Genomic DNA, 19,917 nt, shown 5'->3' with positions numbered 1-19,917 from the left:
TGACCGATTAAGGAAGTTCTGGGCGTCCCTTGCGATGCTTGTGCCAACTGCTTGGCAGGAGCGGCACGCGATGTTCGGGCGCAGGCCAATTTTTGGAAAGAAGCAAGAGACGACCTTGGGCGAGCTCAAGGAGACCGTGCGTCCGGCGCCGGGCGCCGACGGCGCGACGCCCGCTTTTCACAAGCAGCAGTGGGATCACCCACTGATCGGCTCGATGCTGCGCGATGCAGGCTTCGCGCCTGATGACGAAGCCAGCATCGTGCCGACGGCGAACAATCGCCTTGCCGTGTTCGCTGCGGCCAACAAGCGATTGCAAGACCGTACCGAGACCTTCAACCGCGACATGACGGCGCGGCACGGCCATTGCCACGCGGTGCCGTTCCTGGTCATCGACCAGAAGATCTGGGATGGACCGCATGGCGCGTTTCTCTACGCGCAGATGGGGCTGATCGGCTACGACGAGTGGAACGTGATCATGCTGGCAGGCGACCCGCAGACCACGGCGTCATGCGGCCTGGCAGGCCATCCCGGCTTCCTTCCATCCGTGACGCAAGTCATGACCGAGCATGTGATCGCGTGGAAGGCGCGGCACAACGCCCTGCTCGAGACGTTCGGAATCACCGCGACCGGCGGCCGGGATATCTCGCACGAACAATACGAGATGGAAAAGGACACCTTGCGCAACGAAATCATCGACAAGGCCGGCTGGATGAAGCTGCGCATCATCGACGAGCTCTTGCGCAAGGCCTAGAGGCATCAAGCCTTTGCGAAGCGCCTCACTCGCGCCCGCCGCGGTGCCGGCGTGTGCGCTGCGGACGGCAGTCCTGACACGGTGCGCCAAACACGACCTGCGATGGATAGGGCTGCGCGGAATGCCACGGCGTCGAGCCGAACAGGCCGGCCGCACCGAACCCCGCGCTGAAGGGATCGGCCGCGAAATTGCCGGGGAAATATCCGTTACTGCGAAAATCCCGGTCGTCGTCCCTGCCGTCGAAATACGCGCCGCCGGTGCTGCCGTAGCGCAGCGGCCGCTGCTGGGCCGATGCCGCGGCTACGCTGAGCGCGATGGCGGCGCAGGCGATCAGTCCTCTCATGGCGATCATGGCCAACCCCTCATTGCGGAAGGGTGCCCCAGTCGCCCTTCCAGGCGATCAGGCGTCCCTTGCCGAATTGCAGATAGAGCCCGTCGCTGCGCCTCGACAGCACGCTGCCCCTGACATTGGGCAGCGCGACGAACAATTCATTGCCCGGCGTGCCGCGCACGTAATTCAGGGGAACGCCGAGCGACCGGCTGGCCTGGCCGGCGCTCATGCCGAAGGCGAGCGGAACGCTGTTCGGTGGCCGCTGCTGCGCGCGGGACGCGCCGGTCGATGCGCCGAGCCCGATGATGACGAGGGCAACGAGGGAGTGTCGCGAAACGCTGCATGGCTGACCTCATGGCACTGCCGCCGCCAGCGTACCGGCGGGCGTCCAGCCGCCGCCGAGCGCCTGGAACAGGGTGCTCGCCGCGAGCAGCTTGTTGAGCCTGACCGTGACCAGATTGTTCTCGGCGGTGAACAGCGTCTGCTGCGCCTGCAGCACCGTGATCAGGTTGACCGTGCCGCCGCGCAGCTGCGTCTCGGCGACCTCGAACGCCTTGCGCGAGGCGGCGACGACGTCGGACTGCAGGCGCTCCTGCAATGTGTACTTCTGCAACGCGATCAGCGCCTTCTCGACATCGGCGAAGGCCGACAGCACCGCCTTGCGATAGGCCTGCAGGTTTTGCAGCTGCTGCCCTTGGCGAGCTTGAGCTGGCTCTCCAGCAGGAAGCCGTCGAACAGCGGCTGGGTCAGCCCGGCGGCGAGCGTGTAGTACCAGGCGCCGGGCGCGAACAGCGCGGCGAGCGCCGCGCTCTGGAAGCCGGTAGTGCCGGTCAGCTGGATCTGCGGAAAGAATGCCGCGCGCGCCGCGTCGACGCTGAAATTGGACGACGCCAGCTGCGCCTCGGCCTCGCGGACGTCAGGCCGCTGGTAGAGCAATTCCGACGGCAGTCCCGGCGTGACGCGCGGCACCGCGATCTGCGTGGTGGACCCGCCGCGCACCTTGAAATCGGCAGGCGCGCGCCACGAGCACGGCGAGCGCCGCGGTGTTCTGCCCACCGTTACCTCGAGCGGCGGGATCGCCGCGCGCTGCGTGGCGACCAGCGCCTCCTGCTGCGACAGATCCAGCTGCGAAGCGGTGCCGCCCGCAAATTGCGACTTGATCAGCGCAAGGATGCGCTCGGCCGCCGCGAGGTTGCGGCGGGTGACCTTGATCTGGTCCTGCGCCGCCAGCAGCTGGAAATAGGTATTGGCGACCGTCGCCATCGTGGTCAGCGCGACCACCTCGCGATTGTAGCGCGCGACGGTCGCGCTCTCCTCCGAGGCCGACAGCGTCGCGCGGTTCTTGCCCCAGAAATCGACGATGTAGCTTGCGCTCAGCCCCAGGCTGTACTGCGAGAAAGTGCCGCTGGTGCCGAACGACGAACTGGATCCCGTTGCCACACGCTGACGCTCGGCGTTCGCCGATCCGGAGATGGACGGCAGCAGCGCGGCGCCGGACACGCCGACCTGGGCGTCGGCCTGCACGATCTGGGCGATCGCCACCGCGATGTCGAGATTGTAGAGCTGCGCGGACTCCATCAGCCCGGTCAGTTCGGGCGAGCGGAAGCCGCGCCACCAGGCAAGCGCCGGAACAGCCGCGTCGGCATCGCCTTTGGCCGCAGTCTTGTAGCTCGCCGGCACTTCGAGGCTGAGCTCCGGCTTCTCCGCCCGGGAATACAGCCGGACAGACCGAGGCTGAGGCCGCCGAACGCCGCCACGCGCAGAAACCGGATCGGCTTGCGCATCAACTGAAGATTTCGCAACGCTGTACCTGTCGGCATTTACTCGCCCGGTTGAAGTGAGGAGCCCGGCGTCCGCATCGCGCCGCCGCGGCGCGCGCGCTGGGCCCACAGGCGGAACCGGTCGAGATAGAGGTAGATAACCGGCGTCGTGTAGAGCGTGAGGACCTGGCTCAGGATCAGGCCACCGACGATGGCGATGCCGAGCGGCTGCCGCAGCTCGCCGCCGTCGCCCATGCCGATCGCCAGCGGCACCGCCCCGAGCAGCGCGGCCATCGTCGTCATCATGATGGGGCGGAAGCGCAGCAGGCAGGCCTCCCGGATCGCCTCGAGCGGCTCCAGCCCGCGCCTGCGTTCCGCCTCCAGCGCAAAGTCGATCATCATGATGGCGTTCTTCTTCACAATGCCGATCAGCAGGATGACGCCGATCAGCGCCATGATACTGAACTCGGTCTTGAATGCCATCAGCGCCAGCAAGGCGCCCACACCCGCCGAGGGCAATGTGGACAAGATGGTCAGCGGATGGATGTAGCTCTCGTAGAGCACGCCCAGCACGATGTAGATCGCCACCAGCGCGGCCAGGATCAGGAACGGCTGGTTGCTCAGCGAGTCCTGGAACGCCTTGGCGGTACCCTGGAAGGTGCCGCGGATCGTGGCCGGGACCCCGATCCGGTTCATGGTCGCCTCGATGCTGCCGACCGCCGTGCTCAGCGACACGTTCGGCGGCAGGTTGAACGAGATGGTGTTGGCGACCAACAGACCCTGGTGATTGACCGCAAGCGGCGTCGCGCCCTGCTTGAATGCTGCAACTTCCGACAGCGGGATCATGGTCTCGCTGCTGGTGGAGACGGCCGATCCGGTCGAGGCAACGCCCTTCCCGGTCGAACCGATCGAGTTGGTGGCCTGGTTGCGCGCGGCCTGGGCGTTGGCTGCACTGGCCGCGCTGGAGTTGCCTGGGGCGACGACCGTGCCTGCCACCGCGTTGGTCGATTGCGAGCCGCCGACCGATCCGCCGGACGTGCTGATATAGACGTCCTTCAGCGTCTCCGGGTTCTGCCAGTAGCGCGGCGCGACCTCCATGATGACGTGATACTGGTTGCGCGCGACATAGATCGTCGACACCTGCCGCTGGCCGAAGGCGTCGTAGAGGGTGTTGTCGATCTGGCTCACCGTGATGCCGAGCCGGGCCGCGGCGTCGCGGTCGATCACGAGATCGGATTCCAGGCCCTTGTTCTGCTGGTCGCTGTTGACGTCGGCGAGATCAGGATCGCGCTGCAGGGCCGCCGCGATCTTCGGCGTCCATTCATTGAGCTCCTCCAGCGTCGATCCCTGCAGCGTGTACTGATACTGCGCGTTCGAGGCCCTGCCCCCGACCCGGATGTCCTGCACCGCCTGCAGGAACAGGCTCGCGCCCGGCACCACCGACATCTCGCGGCGCAGCCGCGCGATCACGCCGTCGGCGCCGATCTTGCGCTCATCAAGCGGACGAAGCGAGACGAACACGAAGCCGGAATTGGTCTGCCCCCGCCGGTGAAGCCGACCGCCGTCTCAACCGCCGGATCGCGCTTGATGATGCCGACGAACCGCGCGAGCTTCTGCTGCATCAGCTGGAACGACACGCTCTGGTCAGCCTGGATCGAGCCGACCAGCCGGCCGGTGTCCTGCTGCGGGAAGAAGCCCTTCGGGATCACGTCGTAGAGATAGAAGTTGAGGCCGAACACCGCCGCCAGGATCAGCATCACCGACAGCGGATGCGCCAACGCCGCGGTCAGCGTTCTGCGGTAGAAATTTAGCATCGCCTCGAAGAAGCGCTCGCTCGCCCAATAGAGCCGGCCATGGCCGCCGGTGTCCGGCTTGAGCAGCACGGCGCACATCATCGGCGTGGTCGCCAGCGAGACCGCGAGCGAGATCAGGATCGAGATCGAGATCACCATCGCGAACTCGCGGAACAGCCGCCCGACGATGCCGGCCATCAGCAGGATCGGGATGAACACCGCGATCAGCGAGATGCTCATCGACAGCACGGTGAAGCCGACCTCGTTGGCGCCCTTCAGCGCCGCCTGGAGCGGGCTCAGCCCCTGCTCGATGTAGCGGGTGACGTTCTCCAGCACCACGATGGCGTCGTCGACCACGAAGCCGGTCGCGACCGTCAGCGCCATCAGGGAGAGGTTGTCGAGGCTGTAGCCGAACAGGTACATCGCCCCGAAGGTCGCGACCAGCGACACCGAGACCGCCACCACCGGAATGAAGGTGGCGCGCGCATTGCGCAGGAACGCGAACACCACGATGATGACCAGCAGCACCGCCAGAACCAGGGTTCGTTCGACGTCCCGGAGCGAGGTGCGGATGGTCGTCGAACGGTCGACCGCAAAGCCGATGTCGATCGCCGGCGACACCGATGCCTGCAGCTGCGGCATTAGCCCCTTCACGAGGTCAACGGTACTGATGATGTTGGCGTTCGGCTGCCGGTAGAGGATGATCAGCACCGCCGGCTTGCCGTTCGCGAGACCGGCATTGCGCAAATTCTCGACGCCGTCGGCCACCTCGCCGACGTCGGAGAGATGAACCGGTGCGCCATTGCGGTAGGCCACGATCAGCGACTTGTAGTCGTCGGCCTTGTTGGCCTGGTCGTTGGCGTAGACCTGGTAGCGCTGGTCGCCGACGTCGATGCCGCCCTTCGGGCTGTGGGCGTTGGCGCTCGACAGCGCCGCGCGGACGTCTTCCAGCCCGATGCCGTATTTGTAGAGCGCCTGCGGGATCAGATCGACGCGCACGGCCGGCAGCGAGCTGCCGCCGACCACCACCTCGCCGATGCCCTCGACCTGCGACAGCTTCTGCGCCAGCACCGTGGAGGCGGCGTCGTAGAGATCGCCGCGCGTCAGCGTATCCGACGTCAGCGTCAGGATCAGGATCGGCGCGTCGGCCGGGTCGACCTTGCGGTAGGTCGGATTGCTGCGCAGGCTGGTCGGCAGGTCGGCCCGCGCCGCATTGATCGCGGCCTGCACGTCGCGCGCCGCGCCGTTGATGTCGCGATTCAGCCCGAACTGCAGCGTGATGCGGGTCGCGCCCACCGAGCTCGACGACGTCATCTCGGTGACATCGGCGATCTGGCCGAGATGGCGCTCGAGCGGACTGGCGACCGTGGTCGCGACATCCTGCGGGCTGGCGCCGGGCAGCGTCGCCTGCACCGAGATGGTCGGGAAATCCACCTGCGGCAGCGGCGACACCGGCAGCTTGAAGAACGCGACGATGCCGGCCGCCGCGAGCCCGCACGTCAACAGCGTCGTTGCGACCGGCCTACGGATGAAGGGCGTTGACGGATCCATGGCTCAACGCGACCCGCTCGCCTCGCCGATCTCGTCCGCCCGCCCGGCAAACCGCAGCGCGAGGCGATCGAACCAGAGGTAGATCACCGGTGTCGTGAACAGGGTCAGCAGCTGGCTCACCAGGAGGCCGCCGACGATCGAAATGCCGAGCGGATTCCGCAGCTCGGACCCGCGCCGCTGCCGAGCATCAGCGGCAGCGCGCCGAGGACAGCTGCCATCGTCGTCATGATGATCGGCCGGAACCGCAGCAGGCAGGCCTGGTAGATCGCCTCCCGCGGCGGCTTGCCCTCGTTGCGCTCGGCGTCGAGCGCGAAGTCGATCATCATGATCGCGTTCTTCTTCACGATGCCGATCAGGAGGATGATGCCGATGATCGCGATGATGGTGAGATCCTGTCCGGCCATCATCAGCGCCAGCAGCGCGCCGATGCCGGCGGAAGGCAGCGTCGAGAGGATCGTCAGGGGATGGATGAAGCTCTCATAGAGCACGCCGAGCACGATATAGACTGTGATGATCGCGGCCAGGATCAGGAACAGCTGGTTGGACAGCGAGGACTGGAACGCCAGCGCTGCCCCCTGGAAGCTCGTGATCATGCCGAGCGGCTGGTTGATGTCGGCCTGCGCCTGCTTGATCGCCGTCACCGCCCCGCCGAGGGAAGCGCTGGGAGCGAGATTGAACGAGACGGTCGCCGACGGGAACTGGCCGAGATGCGAGATCTGCAGCGGCGCGGTCTCCACCCGCATCTTGGCCATGACCGACAGCGGCACCGGCGTCGAGCCCACCGATGACGGCAGGTAGATCGACGACAGGGAATCCAGCGAAGTCTGCAGCGACGGATCGGCTTCCAGGATCACGCGGTACTGGTTCGAATTGGTGAAGACGGTCGAGACGATGCGCTGGCCGTAGGAATTGTACAGCGCGTTGTCGATCGTTGCCGGCGTGATGCCGAACCGCGCCGCCTGGTCGCGATCGATGTCCACGAACACCGAGAGCCCCTGCGCGGAGATGTCGCTGGTGACGTCGCTGAGCTCGGGCAATTCCCGGAGCTTGTCGACCAGCTTCGGCGTCCATTCCGCAAGCTCGTTCGGATCGGCATCCTGCAGGATGAACTGGTACTGCGTCCGGCTCACCGTGCCTTCGATGGTGAGGTCCTGCACCGGCTGCATGTAGAGCGTGATCCCGGTCAGATCAGCCGTGCTCGCCTTGATCCGGTCCATGGTCGTCGAGACATTGGCCTTGCGCTGCTCATGCGGCTTCAGATTGATCAGGATGCGGCCGCTGTTCAGCGTGGTGTTGGCGCCGTCGACGCCGATGAACGACGACAGGCTCTGCACGTCCGGATCCTTCAGGATTGCGCTGGCGAGCCGCTGCTGCCGCTCGGCCATCGCCGCATAGGACACCGATTGCGGCGCCTCGGAGATCGCCTGGATCACGCCGGTGTCCTGCACCGGAAAGAAGCCCTTGGGGATCACGACGTAGAGCAGCGCCGTCAGGCCAAAGGTGGCGAGCGCGATCAGCAGCACGAACGTCTGGCGATCCAGCACCCAGTTGAGCATCCGGGCGTAGATCGCGATCACGGCATCGAAGCCTTCGCGGCTGAGCCGCTGGAAGGTGTTCTCGCGCGTCATGGCCTCCGGCTTCAGCAGCTTCGCACAGGCCATCGGCACCAGGGTCAGCGACACCACGGCGGAGATCAGGATCGTGACCGACAGCGTGATGGCGAATTCGCGGAACAGGCGGCCGACCACGTCGCCCATGAACAGCAGCGGGATCAGCACCGCGATCAGCGACACCGTCAGCGAAATGATGGTGAAGCCGATCTGCTCCGACCCTCGCAGCGCGGCTTCGAGCGGCAACTCGCCCTCCTCGATGTAGCGCGAGATGTTCTCGATCACGACGATCGCGTCGTCGACCACGAAGCCGGTCGCGATCGTCAGCGCCATCAGCGACAGATTGTTCAGGCTGAAGCCGAACAGATACATCGCGCCGAGCGTGCCGACCAGCGAGAGCGGCACCGACAGGCTCGGGATCAGCGTGGCGCGGGTCGAGCGCAGGAACACGAAGATGACCAGCACGACCAGGATCACGGCGAGCGACAGCTCGTATTCGACGTCGCGCACGGAGGCCCGGATCGTGACGGTGCGGTCGGTCAGGATATTGAGGTCGATCGCAGCCGGCAGCGTCGCCTGCAGCTGCGGCAGCAGGTCCTTGATGCCCTGCACCACCGAGATGACGTTGGCGCCGGGCTGACGCTGGGTGTTGAGGATGATCGCCGGCGTCTCGTTCATCCAGGCGCCAAGCTTGTCGTTCTGCGCGCCGTCGACGACGTTGCCGACATCGCTGAGGCGGACCGGCGAGCCGTTCTTGTAGGCGATGATCAGCGAGCGGTAGTCGCTGGCATTGCGGATCTGATCGTTGGCATTGATGGTGTAGGCGCGCATCGCGCCGTCGAAATTGCCCTTCGGCGTGTTGACGTTGGCGTTGCCGAGCGTGGTGCGGAGATCGTCGATGTTGAGGCCATAGGCCGCGAGCTTGCGGATATCAGCCTGGATGCGCACCGCGGGCCGCTGGCCGCCGCTGATGCTGACGAGGCCGACGCCCGGCAGCTGCGAGATCTTCTGCGCCAGCCGCGTGTCGACGAAATCCTGTACCTGGGTCAGCGGCATGGTCTTCGAGGTCAGGCCGAGGGTCAGGATCGGCGCATCGGCCGGATTGACCTTGGCGTAGATCGGCGGCGCCGGCAGGTCCGACGGCAACAGATTGCCCGCGGCATTGATCGCGGCCTGCACCTCTTGCTCGGCGACGTCGAGCGAGATGGACAGGCCGAATTGCAGCGTGATCACGGACGAGCCCGCCGAGCTCACCGAGCTCATCTGGGTCAGATTCGGCATCTGGCCGAACTGCACCTCGAGCGGCGCCGTCACCGACGAGGTCATCACGTCGGGGCTCGCGCCCGGATAGAGAGGTCTGCACCTGGATGGTCGGGTAGTCGACCTCCGGCAGTGCCGCCGACCGGGAGAAATCTGAATGCCAGCATGCCCGACAGCATGATGGCGATCATCATCAGGGTCGTCGCTACCGGCCGCAGGATGAATGGCCGCGACGGGTTCATTTCTTCTGCCCGTCCTCGGACCGCTTGTGGTGGCCGCCTCCGGGATCAGCGCCGTCCTTACTATCTCCCTTGCTATCTCCTTGCCGTCTCCCTTCGCCGCGCCACTCGCCGCCCCCTTGACCGCAGCGGCCGGGTTCGCGGCATCGGCGGCGGAGCGCACCACCACCTTCGCACCCTCGCGCGGCTTGGGCGCCGTCGATCACGATGCGATCGCCGGCCACGAGCCCCGACAGCACCTCGACCCGGTCGCCGTCGGTGACGCCGAGCTTGACCGGCCGAACCGAGACCGTGCTGTCGGCGTTGACGAGATCGACGAAGGTGCCGGGGACACCGCGCTGGATGCCGGCGGTCGACATCGTCGTCGCATCCTTGTGGGTATCGAGCAGCAGGCGCACGTTGACGAACTGGTTCGGATAGAGCGTGCGCTTGTCGTTCTCGAACTGCGCGCGCAGCTTGATGGTGCCGGTGGTCGCATCGATCTGGCTGTCGAAGGTCTGCAACGATCCCTCGGCGAGCTTGTTGGCGCCGCTGCGGTCGATAGGCCGCCGTCGGCAGCACCGCGCCCTCCCTCAACCGCTTCGAGACCGCCTGCAGATTGTCCTCCGGCAGCGTGAACAGCACGCTGATCGGCTCGAGCTGCGTGATCACGACGAGGCCGTTGGTATCGCCGGGCGTCACATAGTTGCCGAGATCGACCTGGCGCAGTCCGACGCGTCCGTTGATCGGCGACACGATGTGACAATATTGCAAATTCACCTCGGCCGACTTCACCGAGGCGCGATCGGCCTCCACCGTGCCCTGATACTGCGCGACCAGCGCGACCTGGGGTGTCGAGCGTCTGATGCGGCACGGCGTTCTGCGCGGCGAGGTTCTGGTAGCGGGTGAGATCGACCTGGGCGCCCTTCAGCTGCGCCTCGTCGCGGGCGAGCTGTCCCTTGGCCTGCGCCAGCGTCGCTTCATAGGGGCGCGAATCGATCTCGGCGATCAGGTCGCCCTTCTTGACCTCATCGCCCTCCTTGAAATCGATCTTCATCAGATAGCCGCTGATCTGGCTCCTGATCGTCACGGTCGCGAGCGACGTCACGGTGCCGAGCGCATTCAGGCTGACGCCGATATCGCCCTTGCCGATCGTCTCCGGTACGATCGACATCGGCCCGGCGTTGCGCCCGCCACCGGCCTGCGGCGGCGCGGCCTGCTGCCGCGTCCACCAGACGATGCCGGCCAGCACCGCCAGCACGAGACATCCGTCAGAAACCCCCGCCAACGCGATCCTCGCCTGGTTCGCTCGGGCGCCACAATCGACGGGTCTTTGATCTGCTGGTCCATAACCTGCCCACGAAGAAACACGAATGAGCTCGCGCGGCTCTATGTGTCCCCTGAACTCCGCGCGCGCCACATCCGACGAAGCATTTTGAAGGCTTCTGCCGGACAAAGCGCGTTAAGAATTGTAAAGGATAGCGGCTCTTCCCGGTCGGCCGCTGTTTCTCGCTGGATTGTGGCTATTTTACCCGATCATTTGTAACCAGGGCAACACGATCAGCAACAATCCGGCAAAGTAGATCAGGCCGAAGATCAGCCCGAATTTCCAGAAGTCGCCTTTGCCGATATAGCCGCTGCCGTAATACATCGGCGCCGGTCCCGTGGCATAGGGCGAGATCACGCCCATCAGGCCCAGCGAATACACGCAGAGCAGCATCAGGGTCTGCACCGACAGGCCGGGAATGCTGGAGCCGACGGCGAGCACCACCGGCAGCACCGCGGCGGTATGCGAGGTGATGCTCGAGAAGAAATAGTGGATCCAGAAGAAGAAGGTGACGAGCAGGATCATCCCGACCATCGGCGACGTGCCGGAAAGCGGCTTGGCATAACCCTCGGCCACCCATTTGATGAAGCCGATCTCGTTGAGGCCGGACGACAGCGTGAGCAGCGAGGTGAAATAGAAAAATACCTCCCACGCACTCTTCTCCGCGACGATGTCCTCGAACGCGATCACGCCGGTCAGCAGCATCAGCGAGATCACGACGAACACGACCGTGGTCGCGTTGATGAAATTCGAGCCGAGCAGCGGCACGCTGATGTTGGGGTTGGAGCCGCAGATCCACAGGAACATCGCGAGCACCACCAGCACCGCCATGATCCATTCGTGCCGCGACGGCGGCCCCATCTTGGCGAGCTCGCCCTCGCTCCAGGTCACGATCTCGGGGCTCTCCTTGATCTCGGGCCGGCAGACCAGATAGCTGAGCAGCGGCACCAGCAGCAGCAAGAGGATCCCGAGCGGCGCGAAGCCGATGAACCATTGCGACCAGCCGACCTCGATGTTGACGAGCTTCTTGGCGATCGAGAGCGCGGCGGCGTTCGGCGCCAGCGCGGTCAGGAACAGCGAGCTGGTGACGGCCGTGGTCGCGAACGCGGTCCACATCACGAAGGTGCCGATCTTGCCCGCGGTCGGGCCGGGCTCGGAGCCGTAGATGCGCGGGATGTTGCTGACGATCGGATAGATGGTGCCGCCCGAGCGCGCGGTGTTGGACGGCGTCGCCGGCGCCAGCACGAGATCGGAGAACGCCACCGCGTAGCCGAGCCCGATGGTGCGGCGGCCGAGGCCGCGCACCAAGAGCAGCGCCAGCCGGCGGCCGAGCCCGCTCTTGCGATAACCGATCGAGAACACGAAGGCGCCGACGATCAGCCACACCGTGCTCTCGGAAAAGCCGCCGAGCATCCAGCGCAGCGACTTGTTCGGATCGTGCTCGACATAGCCGCCGATGCCGGCGACCGTCAGGCCGATCAGACCGACCGCGCCGACCGGCATCGATTCAAGGATCAGCCCGGTGATCACGGCGGCGAACACCGCGAAATAGTGCCACTGATTGGCGTTCAGCCCCGAAGGCACCGGGACCAGATAGATCACCAGCCAGACCAGCAGCGGCGCAAACGTCCGCCATGACCATTTCATGCAGCGTCCCCCTCACCTGTGTCGATTGTCGGGCGCGCAAGCCACCGTGTCCCGGCAGCGCCGCCATCTTTTTGTTGCAATCTAGCACGACCGCGCAGTCCGTCTCGGGAAACTGCGGCGGAACGGCGCGGCTTGTGGAGGAACCGGCGCGTTTCGTCAACACGTAGCGTCCCGGTGGCAGCCCCCATCGCAAGACCGCCCGCGCTTTGCTATCCTTGGCGGTATGACGTCGCGCGACTCCGCCTCCTCCGAGATCACGCCCGAGGTGCTGCTGCGCGCCTACGCCTGCGGCATCTTCCCGATGGCGGAGAGCGCCGACGATCCGACCCTGTTCTGGGTCGAGCCGGAATTGCGCAGCGTGATTCCGTTCGACGGCTTCCGTGTCGCCTCCCGCCTGGCGCGCACCGTGCGCTCCGATGCCTTCACGGTCACCGTCGATACCGCGTTCAAGGCCGTGATCGCCGGTTGCGCGGCGCCGCAGCCCGGCCGCGACGACACCTGGATCAACAGGCGCATCCGCGATCTCTATGTCGGGCTGTACGCGTCGGGCCATTGCCACAGCGTCGAGGTCTGGCAGGACGACAATCTGGTCGGCGGGCTCTACGGCGTCAGCCTCGGCCGCGCCTTCTTCGGCGAAAGCATGTTTCACACCACGCGCGACGCATCGAAGGTCGCGCTGGTGCATCTGGTGGCGCGGCTGATCGCGGGCGGGTTCGAACTGCTCGACACGCAATATGTGACGGAGCACCTGAGGACGTTCGGCGCGATCGAGATCTCGCGCCGCCGCTATCGCACGCTGCTCGACAAGGCGATCACGGGCGCACCGGCGGATTTCCGCAAGCTCGACGCCACCCAGCCGGTCAAAGGTGCCGACGCGCTGGCAATCATCGCCGAACGCAATTGAACGGTTGATCGCGTAGCCCGGATGAAGCGAAGCGCAATCCGGGACAAGTCTGTCCGCGGAGAGAAACCCGGATTTCGCTGCGCTTCATCCGGGCTACGCCGTGCTTGCTAGTTCCCAAACAATCCGCCGAACAACCCGCCCGGCCGCTGCTGTTGCTGGGGCGGCGGAGGTGGCGGCTGCTGCTGGTATTGCGGCTGCGGCGGCGGACGCGGCGCGGCCTGCTTCGGCGGCGCGCGCTTCTGGGCCGGCGGCGGCGGAGGCGTCGGCGCCTTCGGCGGATCGGGCGCGGCGGTCACGATGGTCTGATCCGGCCCTTTGCAGTCGGTCAGCCAGATGTCGTAGATCGGATGCTCGACGCCGTGCAGGCCGGGACTCGCCGCGAACATCCAGCCCGAGAAGATCCGCTTCACCTCGCCCTGCAGCGTGATCTCGTCGACCTCGACAAAGGCGTCGGTGTTGGCGGCTTCCGTCGACGGCCTCGTGTAACAGGCATCGGTCTTCACCCGCAGCGCGCCGAACTGCACGGTCTCGCCGATATCCTCGTCGAAATTGATGATGCGCCCAGTGATCTTGTCGAGACCGGAGAAGCTCGCCTTCTTGTTGGTGATCTTGGTCGACGGCGGCTCCTGCACGACCTCGTCGCCCGGCTGCAACGTGGCAGGCGTCTGCGGCGGGGTGCCCTGGGGCGTGCCCTTGGGACGCTGCCCCGGCGGCAGCGGATTGGCGCCGGGCGGCGTATTGGCAACGGCCGGACCGCCGGGTTGCGGCGGCTGCACGGCGACACCGGGCTGGGTGCCCTGCGGAGCCACCGTCGAGCCGGGCGGCGGCGCCAGCGGCTGCGACTGCACGCTGCCGGGCGGCGGCACCGCCTGGCCTGGCGGCAGCGCCCGCGGCTGTGTCGGCAACAGACGGCCGCGCGGCAATTCCGGCACTTCCTCGTCGTCGTCGCTGGGAGGAGCCGGCTGACCACGCGGGATCGAACCGGGCGGACGCGGCGCGGGATCGGAGAAAATCGTTCCGATCTGCGCGCGCGCGGGCGGCGCAAGCGAGATGGTCGAGGCGGCAACCAGGGCCGCAAAGCCAGTCAGGGCAACGGTTCGAAGCATCTCGCGCGGCTTTAAAGGGCGAATCGGGCTCGCGACAGTCTACCTTGATATCGGCCGCTCGCAGGCCATCGGTTAACACGCCGAATACGGCGGGGAAAGGGCACCCGGCCACCTCTCCCCGGCCCAACGCTCACCCTCCTGTCAACCTCTGGTCACTCCTGGGAACACGTGTGATAGTCCTCACGCTGAAGGCACGCCGCCAGCGCGTGAAAACCAGGAAAATCCGGATCGAACCGGACCAGCCAGAGGAAACCCACCATGCCCGATCGCATCAGGCTCGACGGCCGGGTCGCCGTCGTCACCGGGGCTGCCGGCGTCATCGGAACCGCCTCGCTTCAACTGCTCGCCGAACGGGGTGCGCGGATTGTCGCAGTCGACCGCAAGGGCGCCGATCTCAAGGCCGCCATCAAGGACCTGCCCGCCTCGGCCGAGGCCCTTGCAATCGAAGCCGACGTCACCGACGAGGACGAGGTCAAGGATTATGTCCGCGCCGCCGTCGACCGCTTCGGCACCATCGATGCCTTCTACAACAACGCCGGCGTCGAGGGCGACATCAGGCCGATCCCTGAATATTCGCTGGAGAGCTTTCGCCGGGTGCTCGACGTCAACGTCGTCGGCGTCTTCCTCGGCATGAAGCACGTGCTGCCGGTCATGCTGAAGCAGAACAAGGGCAGCATCATCAACACCGCCTCGATCGCCGGCCTGATGGGATCACCGATGATCGCAGTCTACAGCGCGAGCAAGCACGCGGTGATCGGGCTGACCAAGAGCGCGGCCTGGGAATGCACCGGCACCGGCGTGCGGGTCAATTGCGTCTGCCCGGCATGATCGAGAGCCGGATGCTGAGCACGATCCTGCAGGGCCGCTCCCGCGGCAACGCGCCGCCGCCGATCGAGAAGATCGTCGACCGCATCCCGGCGCGCCGGCTCGGCCTCGCAAGCGAGGTCGCCTCCATCGTCGCTTTTCTTGCCTCCGACGAGGCGAGCTACGTCTCCGGCTCCGCCTACACCGTCGACGGCGGCCGCACCGCCGCCTGACACGACCGTCATTCCGGGATGGTGCGCAAGCACCAGACCCGGAATCTCGAGATTCCGGGTTCGATGCTTCGCATCGCCCCGGAATGACATCACCAAAAGAAGGTCCCTCCAATGCCCGTCGTTCTCGATCCCGATGCCGCTGCCGTCTACAAGGCGTTCCAGGAGGCCGGCCGTCCCGCCTATGAGACGCTGACCGCGCCGGAAGCGCGCGACTATTATCGAGCCGCCCGCGTCGTCTCCAATCCCGAGCCGCCCGCGCTGGAATCGAGCAAGCCGCTCGCGATCCCGGCGCCGCACGGCACGATCCCTGCCCGCATCTACACGCCGTACACGCTGCGCAAGAAAGACGGGCTCGCGCCCTGCCTGGTGTTCTTCCACGGCGGCGGCTGGGTGATCGGCGACCTCGATACCCATGAGGTGGTTTGCCAGAAGCTTGCCCATGAGGGCGAGCTGATCGTGATCTCGATCGATTACCGCCTCGCGCCCGAGCATCGTTTCCCTGCCGCGGTCGATGACGCCGTCACCGCGACCCGATGGGTCGCCGCCAATGCCAGGGATCTCGGCATCGACGCCGCGCGCCTGATCGTCGGCGGCGACAGCGCCGGCGGCAACCTCGCGGCGGTGGTTGCCCTGACCGCCCGCGACGGCGGGCCGAAGCTCGCCGCCCAGCTGCTGATCTATCCCGCGACCGATTTCTCGCGGAAGCATCCCTCGCATCGCGAGCCCGAGACCAGCATCCTCCTGACGCATTCGGTGATCGGCTGGTTCGCCAACCATTATCTCGGTGACGCCGACAACAACGACTGGCGTGCCTCGCCGGCGCGCGCGAAGGACTTTGCCGGCTTGCCGCCGGCCTATGTGCTGACCGCCGGCGCCGATCCGCTGCGCGACGAAGGCGACGAGTATGCGAAATTCCTCAAGGACGCCGGCGTGCCGGTGACCTATCGGCATTTCCCCGGCCAGTTCCACGGCTTCTTCACCATGGGCAAGCTGCTCAATCAGGCCAATATCGCGGTGACCGAGATCAGCGCCTGGCTGAAGACGCTGGGCTAAGCAATCAGATCAGCGGCGACGTGCCTGGCGTCGTCCCGATCGGGCTCGCGAGCGCATCGCGAGCCTGTTGCGGCGTTCCTGTTGCGGCGTTAGCGCGCCTTGAAGTTCCCGACGCCGCGCGATAGTGCCGCCGTCAGCGCTTCACGCCGCCGGGCACTCCAGCCATCGAGATCGTCTTGCTCACGCCACTCCTCATCTACGGTATTCCGCTCGATTTCATCCTGTTCGCGCTGACGCTGCTCGGCGTCGCGATCTTCCATCACCACACGCTCGCCGTGGCGCTGACGGGCCTTGCCGCGATCGTCGCCTACAAGCTGCTGTTCGCGGGCTTTGCGAAGTTCGGCGCGGGCCTGCCCGGTCTCGCGCATCACATGGAGCATGAGTGGGTCACGCTCGCCAACCTGTTCCTGCTCCTGATGGGCTTTGCGCTGCTGTCGCGCCATTTCGAGGAGAGCCGCATTCCCGACGAGATGCCGGCGCTGCTGCCCGATGACTGGAAGGGCGGACTGATCCTGCTGGTGATCGTGTTCGTGCTGTCGGGCTTCCTCGACAATATCGCGGCCGCGCTGATCGGCGGCACCGTGGCCCGCCACGTGTTCCGTGGCCGCGTCCATATCGGCTATCTCGCGGCCATCGTCGCCGCATCGAATGCCGGCGGCGCCGGCAGCGTCGTCGGCGACACCACGACGACGATGATGTGGATCGACGGCATCAGCCCGCTCACGGTCGTGGAGGCATATGTCGCAGCCATCGTCGCGATGCTGGTGTTTGCGGTGCCGGCCTCGCTGCAACAGCACCGCTTTTCCCCGATCGTGAAGGATGCACCGTCCGGCCTCAGAATCGACTGGGCGCGGGTTGCGATCGTCGCCGTGATCCTGCTCGCCGCGCTGACGGCCAATGTGACGGCCAATTTGAAGTCCCCCGCGCTGCTCGATGCGCTGCCCGTGCTCGGGCTCGCCGTCTGGGCCGCGATCCTGGTCACCTCGGTGCTGCGCCGACCGGATTGGTCGGTGATGCCTGAGACGCTGAAGGGCACCGTCTTCCTGCTCGCGCTGGTGACGGCGGCCTCGATGATGCCGGTCGAAAAATTGCCTGCCGCATCGTGGCAGACCGCGCTCGGGCTCGGCTTCGTCTCGGCGGTGTTCGACAATATTCCCCTGACCGCGCTGGCGCTGAAGCAAGGCGGCTATGACTGGGGCTTCCTCGCCTACGCGGTCGGATTTGGCGGGTCGATGGTCTGGTTCGGCTCGTCGGCGGGCGTTGCAGTGTCCAACATGTACCCGGAAGCCAAATCGGTGGTCCGCTGGATCACCCAGGGCTGGCCGATCATGGCGGCCTATGTGGTCGGCTTCTTTGTGATGCTCGCACTGCTTGGCTGGCATCCCGACGCGCCACATTGACGCAACACAATGCTGCAGTGCACAATTGCGCTCACCTCAAAACTGTGGAAAATCGAGACAATTCCGTTGACATTGCTAAACTCCATTCGCCGTAACAAGTTATGGAGAGTTCGCATGAGTGTTAGTGCAGAAGTCCTCGCCCGCGCTCCGTCGGAGCAGATGGAGGACGAAATCAACACGGTGACTTCGCATCGACCACGCAGCAACATCCGGCCCCTCTCGCCGATGCCGGACTATGTCGAGCATCGCAACGGCGTCAACGAGGTGGGCAAGCTGTCGGCCGAGGCGGTCGTGCGCGAATATGAAGCGGCGGTGAAAGAGATCGAGGCCCTTGGATCGGAACTGCAACTGGCCGCCAAGAACTGCGAGGTCATGGTCGCAGGCGTTCATGACATGATCGCGGAGATCAAGGAGTTCGCTGCCGGTTACCGCGATCAGGGCAAGCGCTTCTTCCTGCAGATCGAAGCCGTCTCGCTGATGACCGCGGAGGTCAGGGATACCTGCGAAGCACTCAAGAAGAAGATCGCAACCGATACATTGGGCCAGTGATCTTTCGGTTGAAGCACGGTTCGCGATCAGAGCATCCGTGGATCTCTGCGATCGTGGGCTGATCCTGTATTGGTGAATGACTGCGCTATTCCGGCGCGGCGGAACCGTTAGTTCTATTCAAGACCAAGTCGCTCAAGACTAAGTCGTTCAACATCTTGCCCCGCTTCGGCGGGGCATTTTTTGTTGCGAGACGAGTGATCTCTGCACGGGCTGCGTCCTCGAACCGGCCGGACCTCCGTCCATGCCCTTAACGTGCGTCAGTTGCACGCCCGGTCATGTCCGTTGCCGGAGGCAAATCGGATATCGCGGACCAGCGATCGCTGAAATCCTTGGCCGGGAGCGCGTCCGTGCTGGCGACGGCGATGCCGTCGGTCCGGGGCGCGTGCGACTTGATGGTCGCGGCGGTTGCGGTGACAGCCAGCAGGGCGACAGCCACGAACCCGGTAATCGTTCGATGCTTTGTCATTAGAACCTCCTCGGGTCCCCAATGCCCACTTAACGTGGGTCACGGGAACCCTCGCCAGGTTCATCACTGCAAAGACGACATGGATCGCGTGAAATCGGACAACGAGCTTGTCCCAAACGCGCCTACCCGGCCCGCGCCGCACGCCGTAGCGATTGCGGCGGCTGGCCGAAGGCGCGGATGAAGGCGCGGCGCATCCGCTCAGGATCGCGGAAGCCGGTGATCTCGGCGACGCGCTCGATCGCCTCGCCCGACGACTGCACGCGCTGCCGCGCGACTTCGATCCTGAGCCGCTCGACCGCTTTCGACGGCGTCGTGCCGGTCTCCGCGATGAAGGCGCGGGTGAAATGCCGCGAACTCATCCCGGCCTTGTCGGCGAGGTTCTCGACCGTCAGCGGCGCATTGAGATGCTCGCGCGCCCAGGCGAGCAGTGGCCCGAACCGGCCGTTCGGCGTCTTCAATTCCAGCAGCGAGGAAAACTGCGACTGCCCGCCGCTGCGCCGATGATACAGCACGAGTTGCCGCGCGGTATTCTGCGCGACCTCGTCGCCATAGTCCTCGGTGATCATCGCGAGCGCGAGGTCGATGCCGGCGGTGATGCCGGCCGAACTCCAGATATTGCCGTCACGGACGAAGATCTGGTCCGGCTCGAGCTTGATCTTCGGATAGGACTTCACGAAATGCGGCGTGCGCTGCCAATGCGTGGTGGCGCGGCGGCCGTCGAGCAGGCCCGCCTCGGCCAGCACATAGGCGCCCGAGCAGACGCTGGCGACGCGAATGCCGCGGCCGGCCATCCGCCGCACGAATGACAGCGTGGCTGGACAGGTCGCCGGCGTGCGCACACCGTTGCCGCCGGCAATGATCAACGTCGTGATCGCCGTCGATGGCTTGAAGCCGCGTGCGAGCATCTCGACACCGGACGAAGAGCGCACCGGTCCTGCCTTCACGGCAAGCGTCCTGATCGCCGGCGCGTTGTTGGCGAAGCGCGCCGCGATCTCGAAGGCCGCGATCGGCCCGGCCGCGTCGAGCAGCTGGAAGTCGGGAAAGATCAGGATGCCGATCATCGCCAAATCCTCGCGGGTGACGTTACTTTCCTGGCGGCCCTCTCTCAGGAGCCTTCGTCCGAAAATGAGGGAAATACGCCATTTTGGACGAGA

12 protein-coding genes and 4 pseudogenes are annotated in these 19,917 nt (G+C 65.7%); 6 read left to right on the top strand and 10 right to left on the bottom strand.

All coding sequences use genetic code 11. The annotated features are described in order from the left end of the window. The first annotated feature begins 115 nt into the window (after positions 1 to 115). Positions 116 to 751, top strand: coding sequence for a hypothetical protein (locus tag ACSKB9_RS01600; protein ID WP_438071292.1), 636 nt, complete (start codon positions 116 to 118; stop codon positions 749 to 751). Positions 752 to 776: 25 nt separating this feature from the next. Here the strand turns inward: ACSKB9_RS01600 and ACSKB9_RS01595 are convergent, their stop codons facing one another. The 7 genes and pseudogenes from ACSKB9_RS01595 to ACSKB9_RS01565 all read right to left on the bottom strand — a co-directional run bounded on the left by ACSKB9_RS01595 (position 777) and on the right by ACSKB9_RS01565 (position 12,248). Further along, positions 777 to 1,103 (bottom strand): BA14K family protein, encoded by a 327-nt coding sequence (locus ACSKB9_RS01595; RefSeq protein WP_225646826.1) that lies wholly within the window; start codon positions 1,101 to 1,103, stop codon positions 777 to 779. Between the two features lie 10 nt (positions 1,104 to 1,113). Beyond that, complete coding sequence (locus ACSKB9_RS01590) at positions 1,114 to 1,311, bottom strand: hypothetical protein (RefSeq protein WP_438071290.1); 198 nt, start codon at positions 1,309 to 1,311, stop codon at positions 1,114 to 1,116. A gap of 123 nt (positions 1,312 to 1,434) precedes the next feature. Then, a pseudogene (locus ACSKB9_RS01585) lies at positions 1,435 to 2,762 on the bottom strand (efflux transporter outer membrane subunit). A 140-nt stretch (positions 2,763 to 2,902) separates the two neighbouring features. Next, positions 2,903 to 6,186, bottom strand: a pseudogene (locus ACSKB9_RS01580) (efflux RND transporter permease subunit). A 3-nt stretch (positions 6,187 to 6,189) separates the two neighbouring features. Continuing rightward, positions 6,190 to 9,298, bottom strand: a pseudogene (locus ACSKB9_RS01575) (MdtB/MuxB family multidrug efflux RND transporter permease subunit). Beyond that, positions 9,295 to 9,798, bottom strand: coding sequence for a hypothetical protein (locus ACSKB9_RS01570; RefSeq protein WP_438080625.1), 504 nt, complete (start codon positions 9,796 to 9,798; stop codon positions 9,295 to 9,297). Before ACSKB9_RS01570 ends, ACSKB9_RS01575 begins: the two are co-directional and overlap by 4 nt. Before the next feature lie 1,004 nt (positions 9,799 to 10,802). Further along, a complete protein-coding gene (locus tag ACSKB9_RS01565) occupies positions 10,803 to 12,248 on the bottom strand; it encodes a DASS family sodium-coupled anion symporter (protein WP_225162515.1) in 1,446 nt (481 codons plus the stop codon). A gap of 223 nt (positions 12,249 to 12,471) precedes the next feature. Here ACSKB9_RS01565 and aat point away from each other — a divergent pair, with 223 nt between their 5' ends. Then, entirely contained in the window at positions 12,472 to 13,152 is a 681-nt protein-coding gene (gene aat / locus ACSKB9_RS01560) for a leucyl/phenylalanyl-tRNA--protein transferase (protein WP_438071288.1), read from the top strand. Between the two features lie 107 nt (positions 13,153 to 13,259). Here aat and ACSKB9_RS01555 read toward each other — a convergent pair whose 3' ends face one another. Continuing rightward, positions 13,260 to 14,258, bottom strand: a complete 999-nt coding sequence (locus tag ACSKB9_RS01555; protein ID WP_438071286.1) for a DUF2155 domain-containing protein — start codon at positions 14,256 to 14,258, stop codon at positions 13,260 to 13,262. A 258-nt stretch (positions 14,259 to 14,516) separates the two neighbouring features. On the opposite strand from ACSKB9_RS01555, the pseudogene ACSKB9_RS01550 reads away from it, so the two are divergent. The 4 genes and pseudogenes from ACSKB9_RS01550 to ACSKB9_RS01535 all read left to right on the top strand — a co-directional run bounded on the left by ACSKB9_RS01550 (position 14,517) and on the right by ACSKB9_RS01535 (position 18,297). Next, positions 14,517 to 15,295, top strand: a pseudogene (locus ACSKB9_RS01550) (SDR family NAD(P)-dependent oxidoreductase). Between the two features lie 111 nt (positions 15,296 to 15,406). Continuing rightward, positions 15,407 to 16,348, top strand: a complete 942-nt coding sequence (locus ACSKB9_RS01545; RefSeq protein ID WP_438071285.1) for an alpha/beta hydrolase — start codon at positions 15,407 to 15,409, stop codon at positions 16,346 to 16,348. 176 nt (positions 16,349 to 16,524) lie between these two features. Then, complete coding sequence (locus ACSKB9_RS01540) at positions 16,525 to 17,748, top strand: SLC13 family permease (RefSeq protein WP_438071283.1); 1,224 nt, start codon at positions 16,525 to 16,527, stop codon at positions 17,746 to 17,748. Between the two features lie 114 nt (positions 17,749 to 17,862). Continuing rightward, on the top strand, positions 17,863 to 18,297 hold the full coding sequence (locus tag ACSKB9_RS01535) for a hypothetical protein (protein WP_229193149.1): 435 nt from the start codon (positions 17,863 to 17,865) through the stop codon (positions 18,295 to 18,297). Between the two features lie 247 nt (positions 18,298 to 18,544). Here the strand turns inward: ACSKB9_RS01535 and ACSKB9_RS01530 are convergent, their stop codons facing one another. Beyond that, positions 18,545 to 18,763 carry a hypothetical protein gene (locus ACSKB9_RS01530; protein ID WP_141343333.1) on the bottom strand — a complete coding sequence of 73 codons (219 nt, stop codon included), beginning with the start codon at positions 18,761 to 18,763 and terminating at the stop codon, positions 18,545 to 18,547. 122 nt (positions 18,764 to 18,885) lie between these two features. Then, positions 18,886 to 19,824 (bottom strand): GlxA family transcriptional regulator, encoded by a 939-nt coding sequence (locus ACSKB9_RS01525; protein WP_438071281.1) that lies wholly within the window; start codon positions 19,822 to 19,824, stop codon positions 18,886 to 18,888. Positions 19,825 to 19,917 lie beyond the last annotated feature (93 nt).

This window comes from Bradyrhizobium sp. BR 1433 (genome assembly GCF_051547665.1).
Classification (GTDB): Bacteria; Pseudomonadota; Alphaproteobacteria; order Rhizobiales; family Xanthobacteraceae; genus Bradyrhizobium; species Bradyrhizobium australafricanum.
This window is presented reverse-complemented; position numbering and strand designations above follow the sequence as displayed.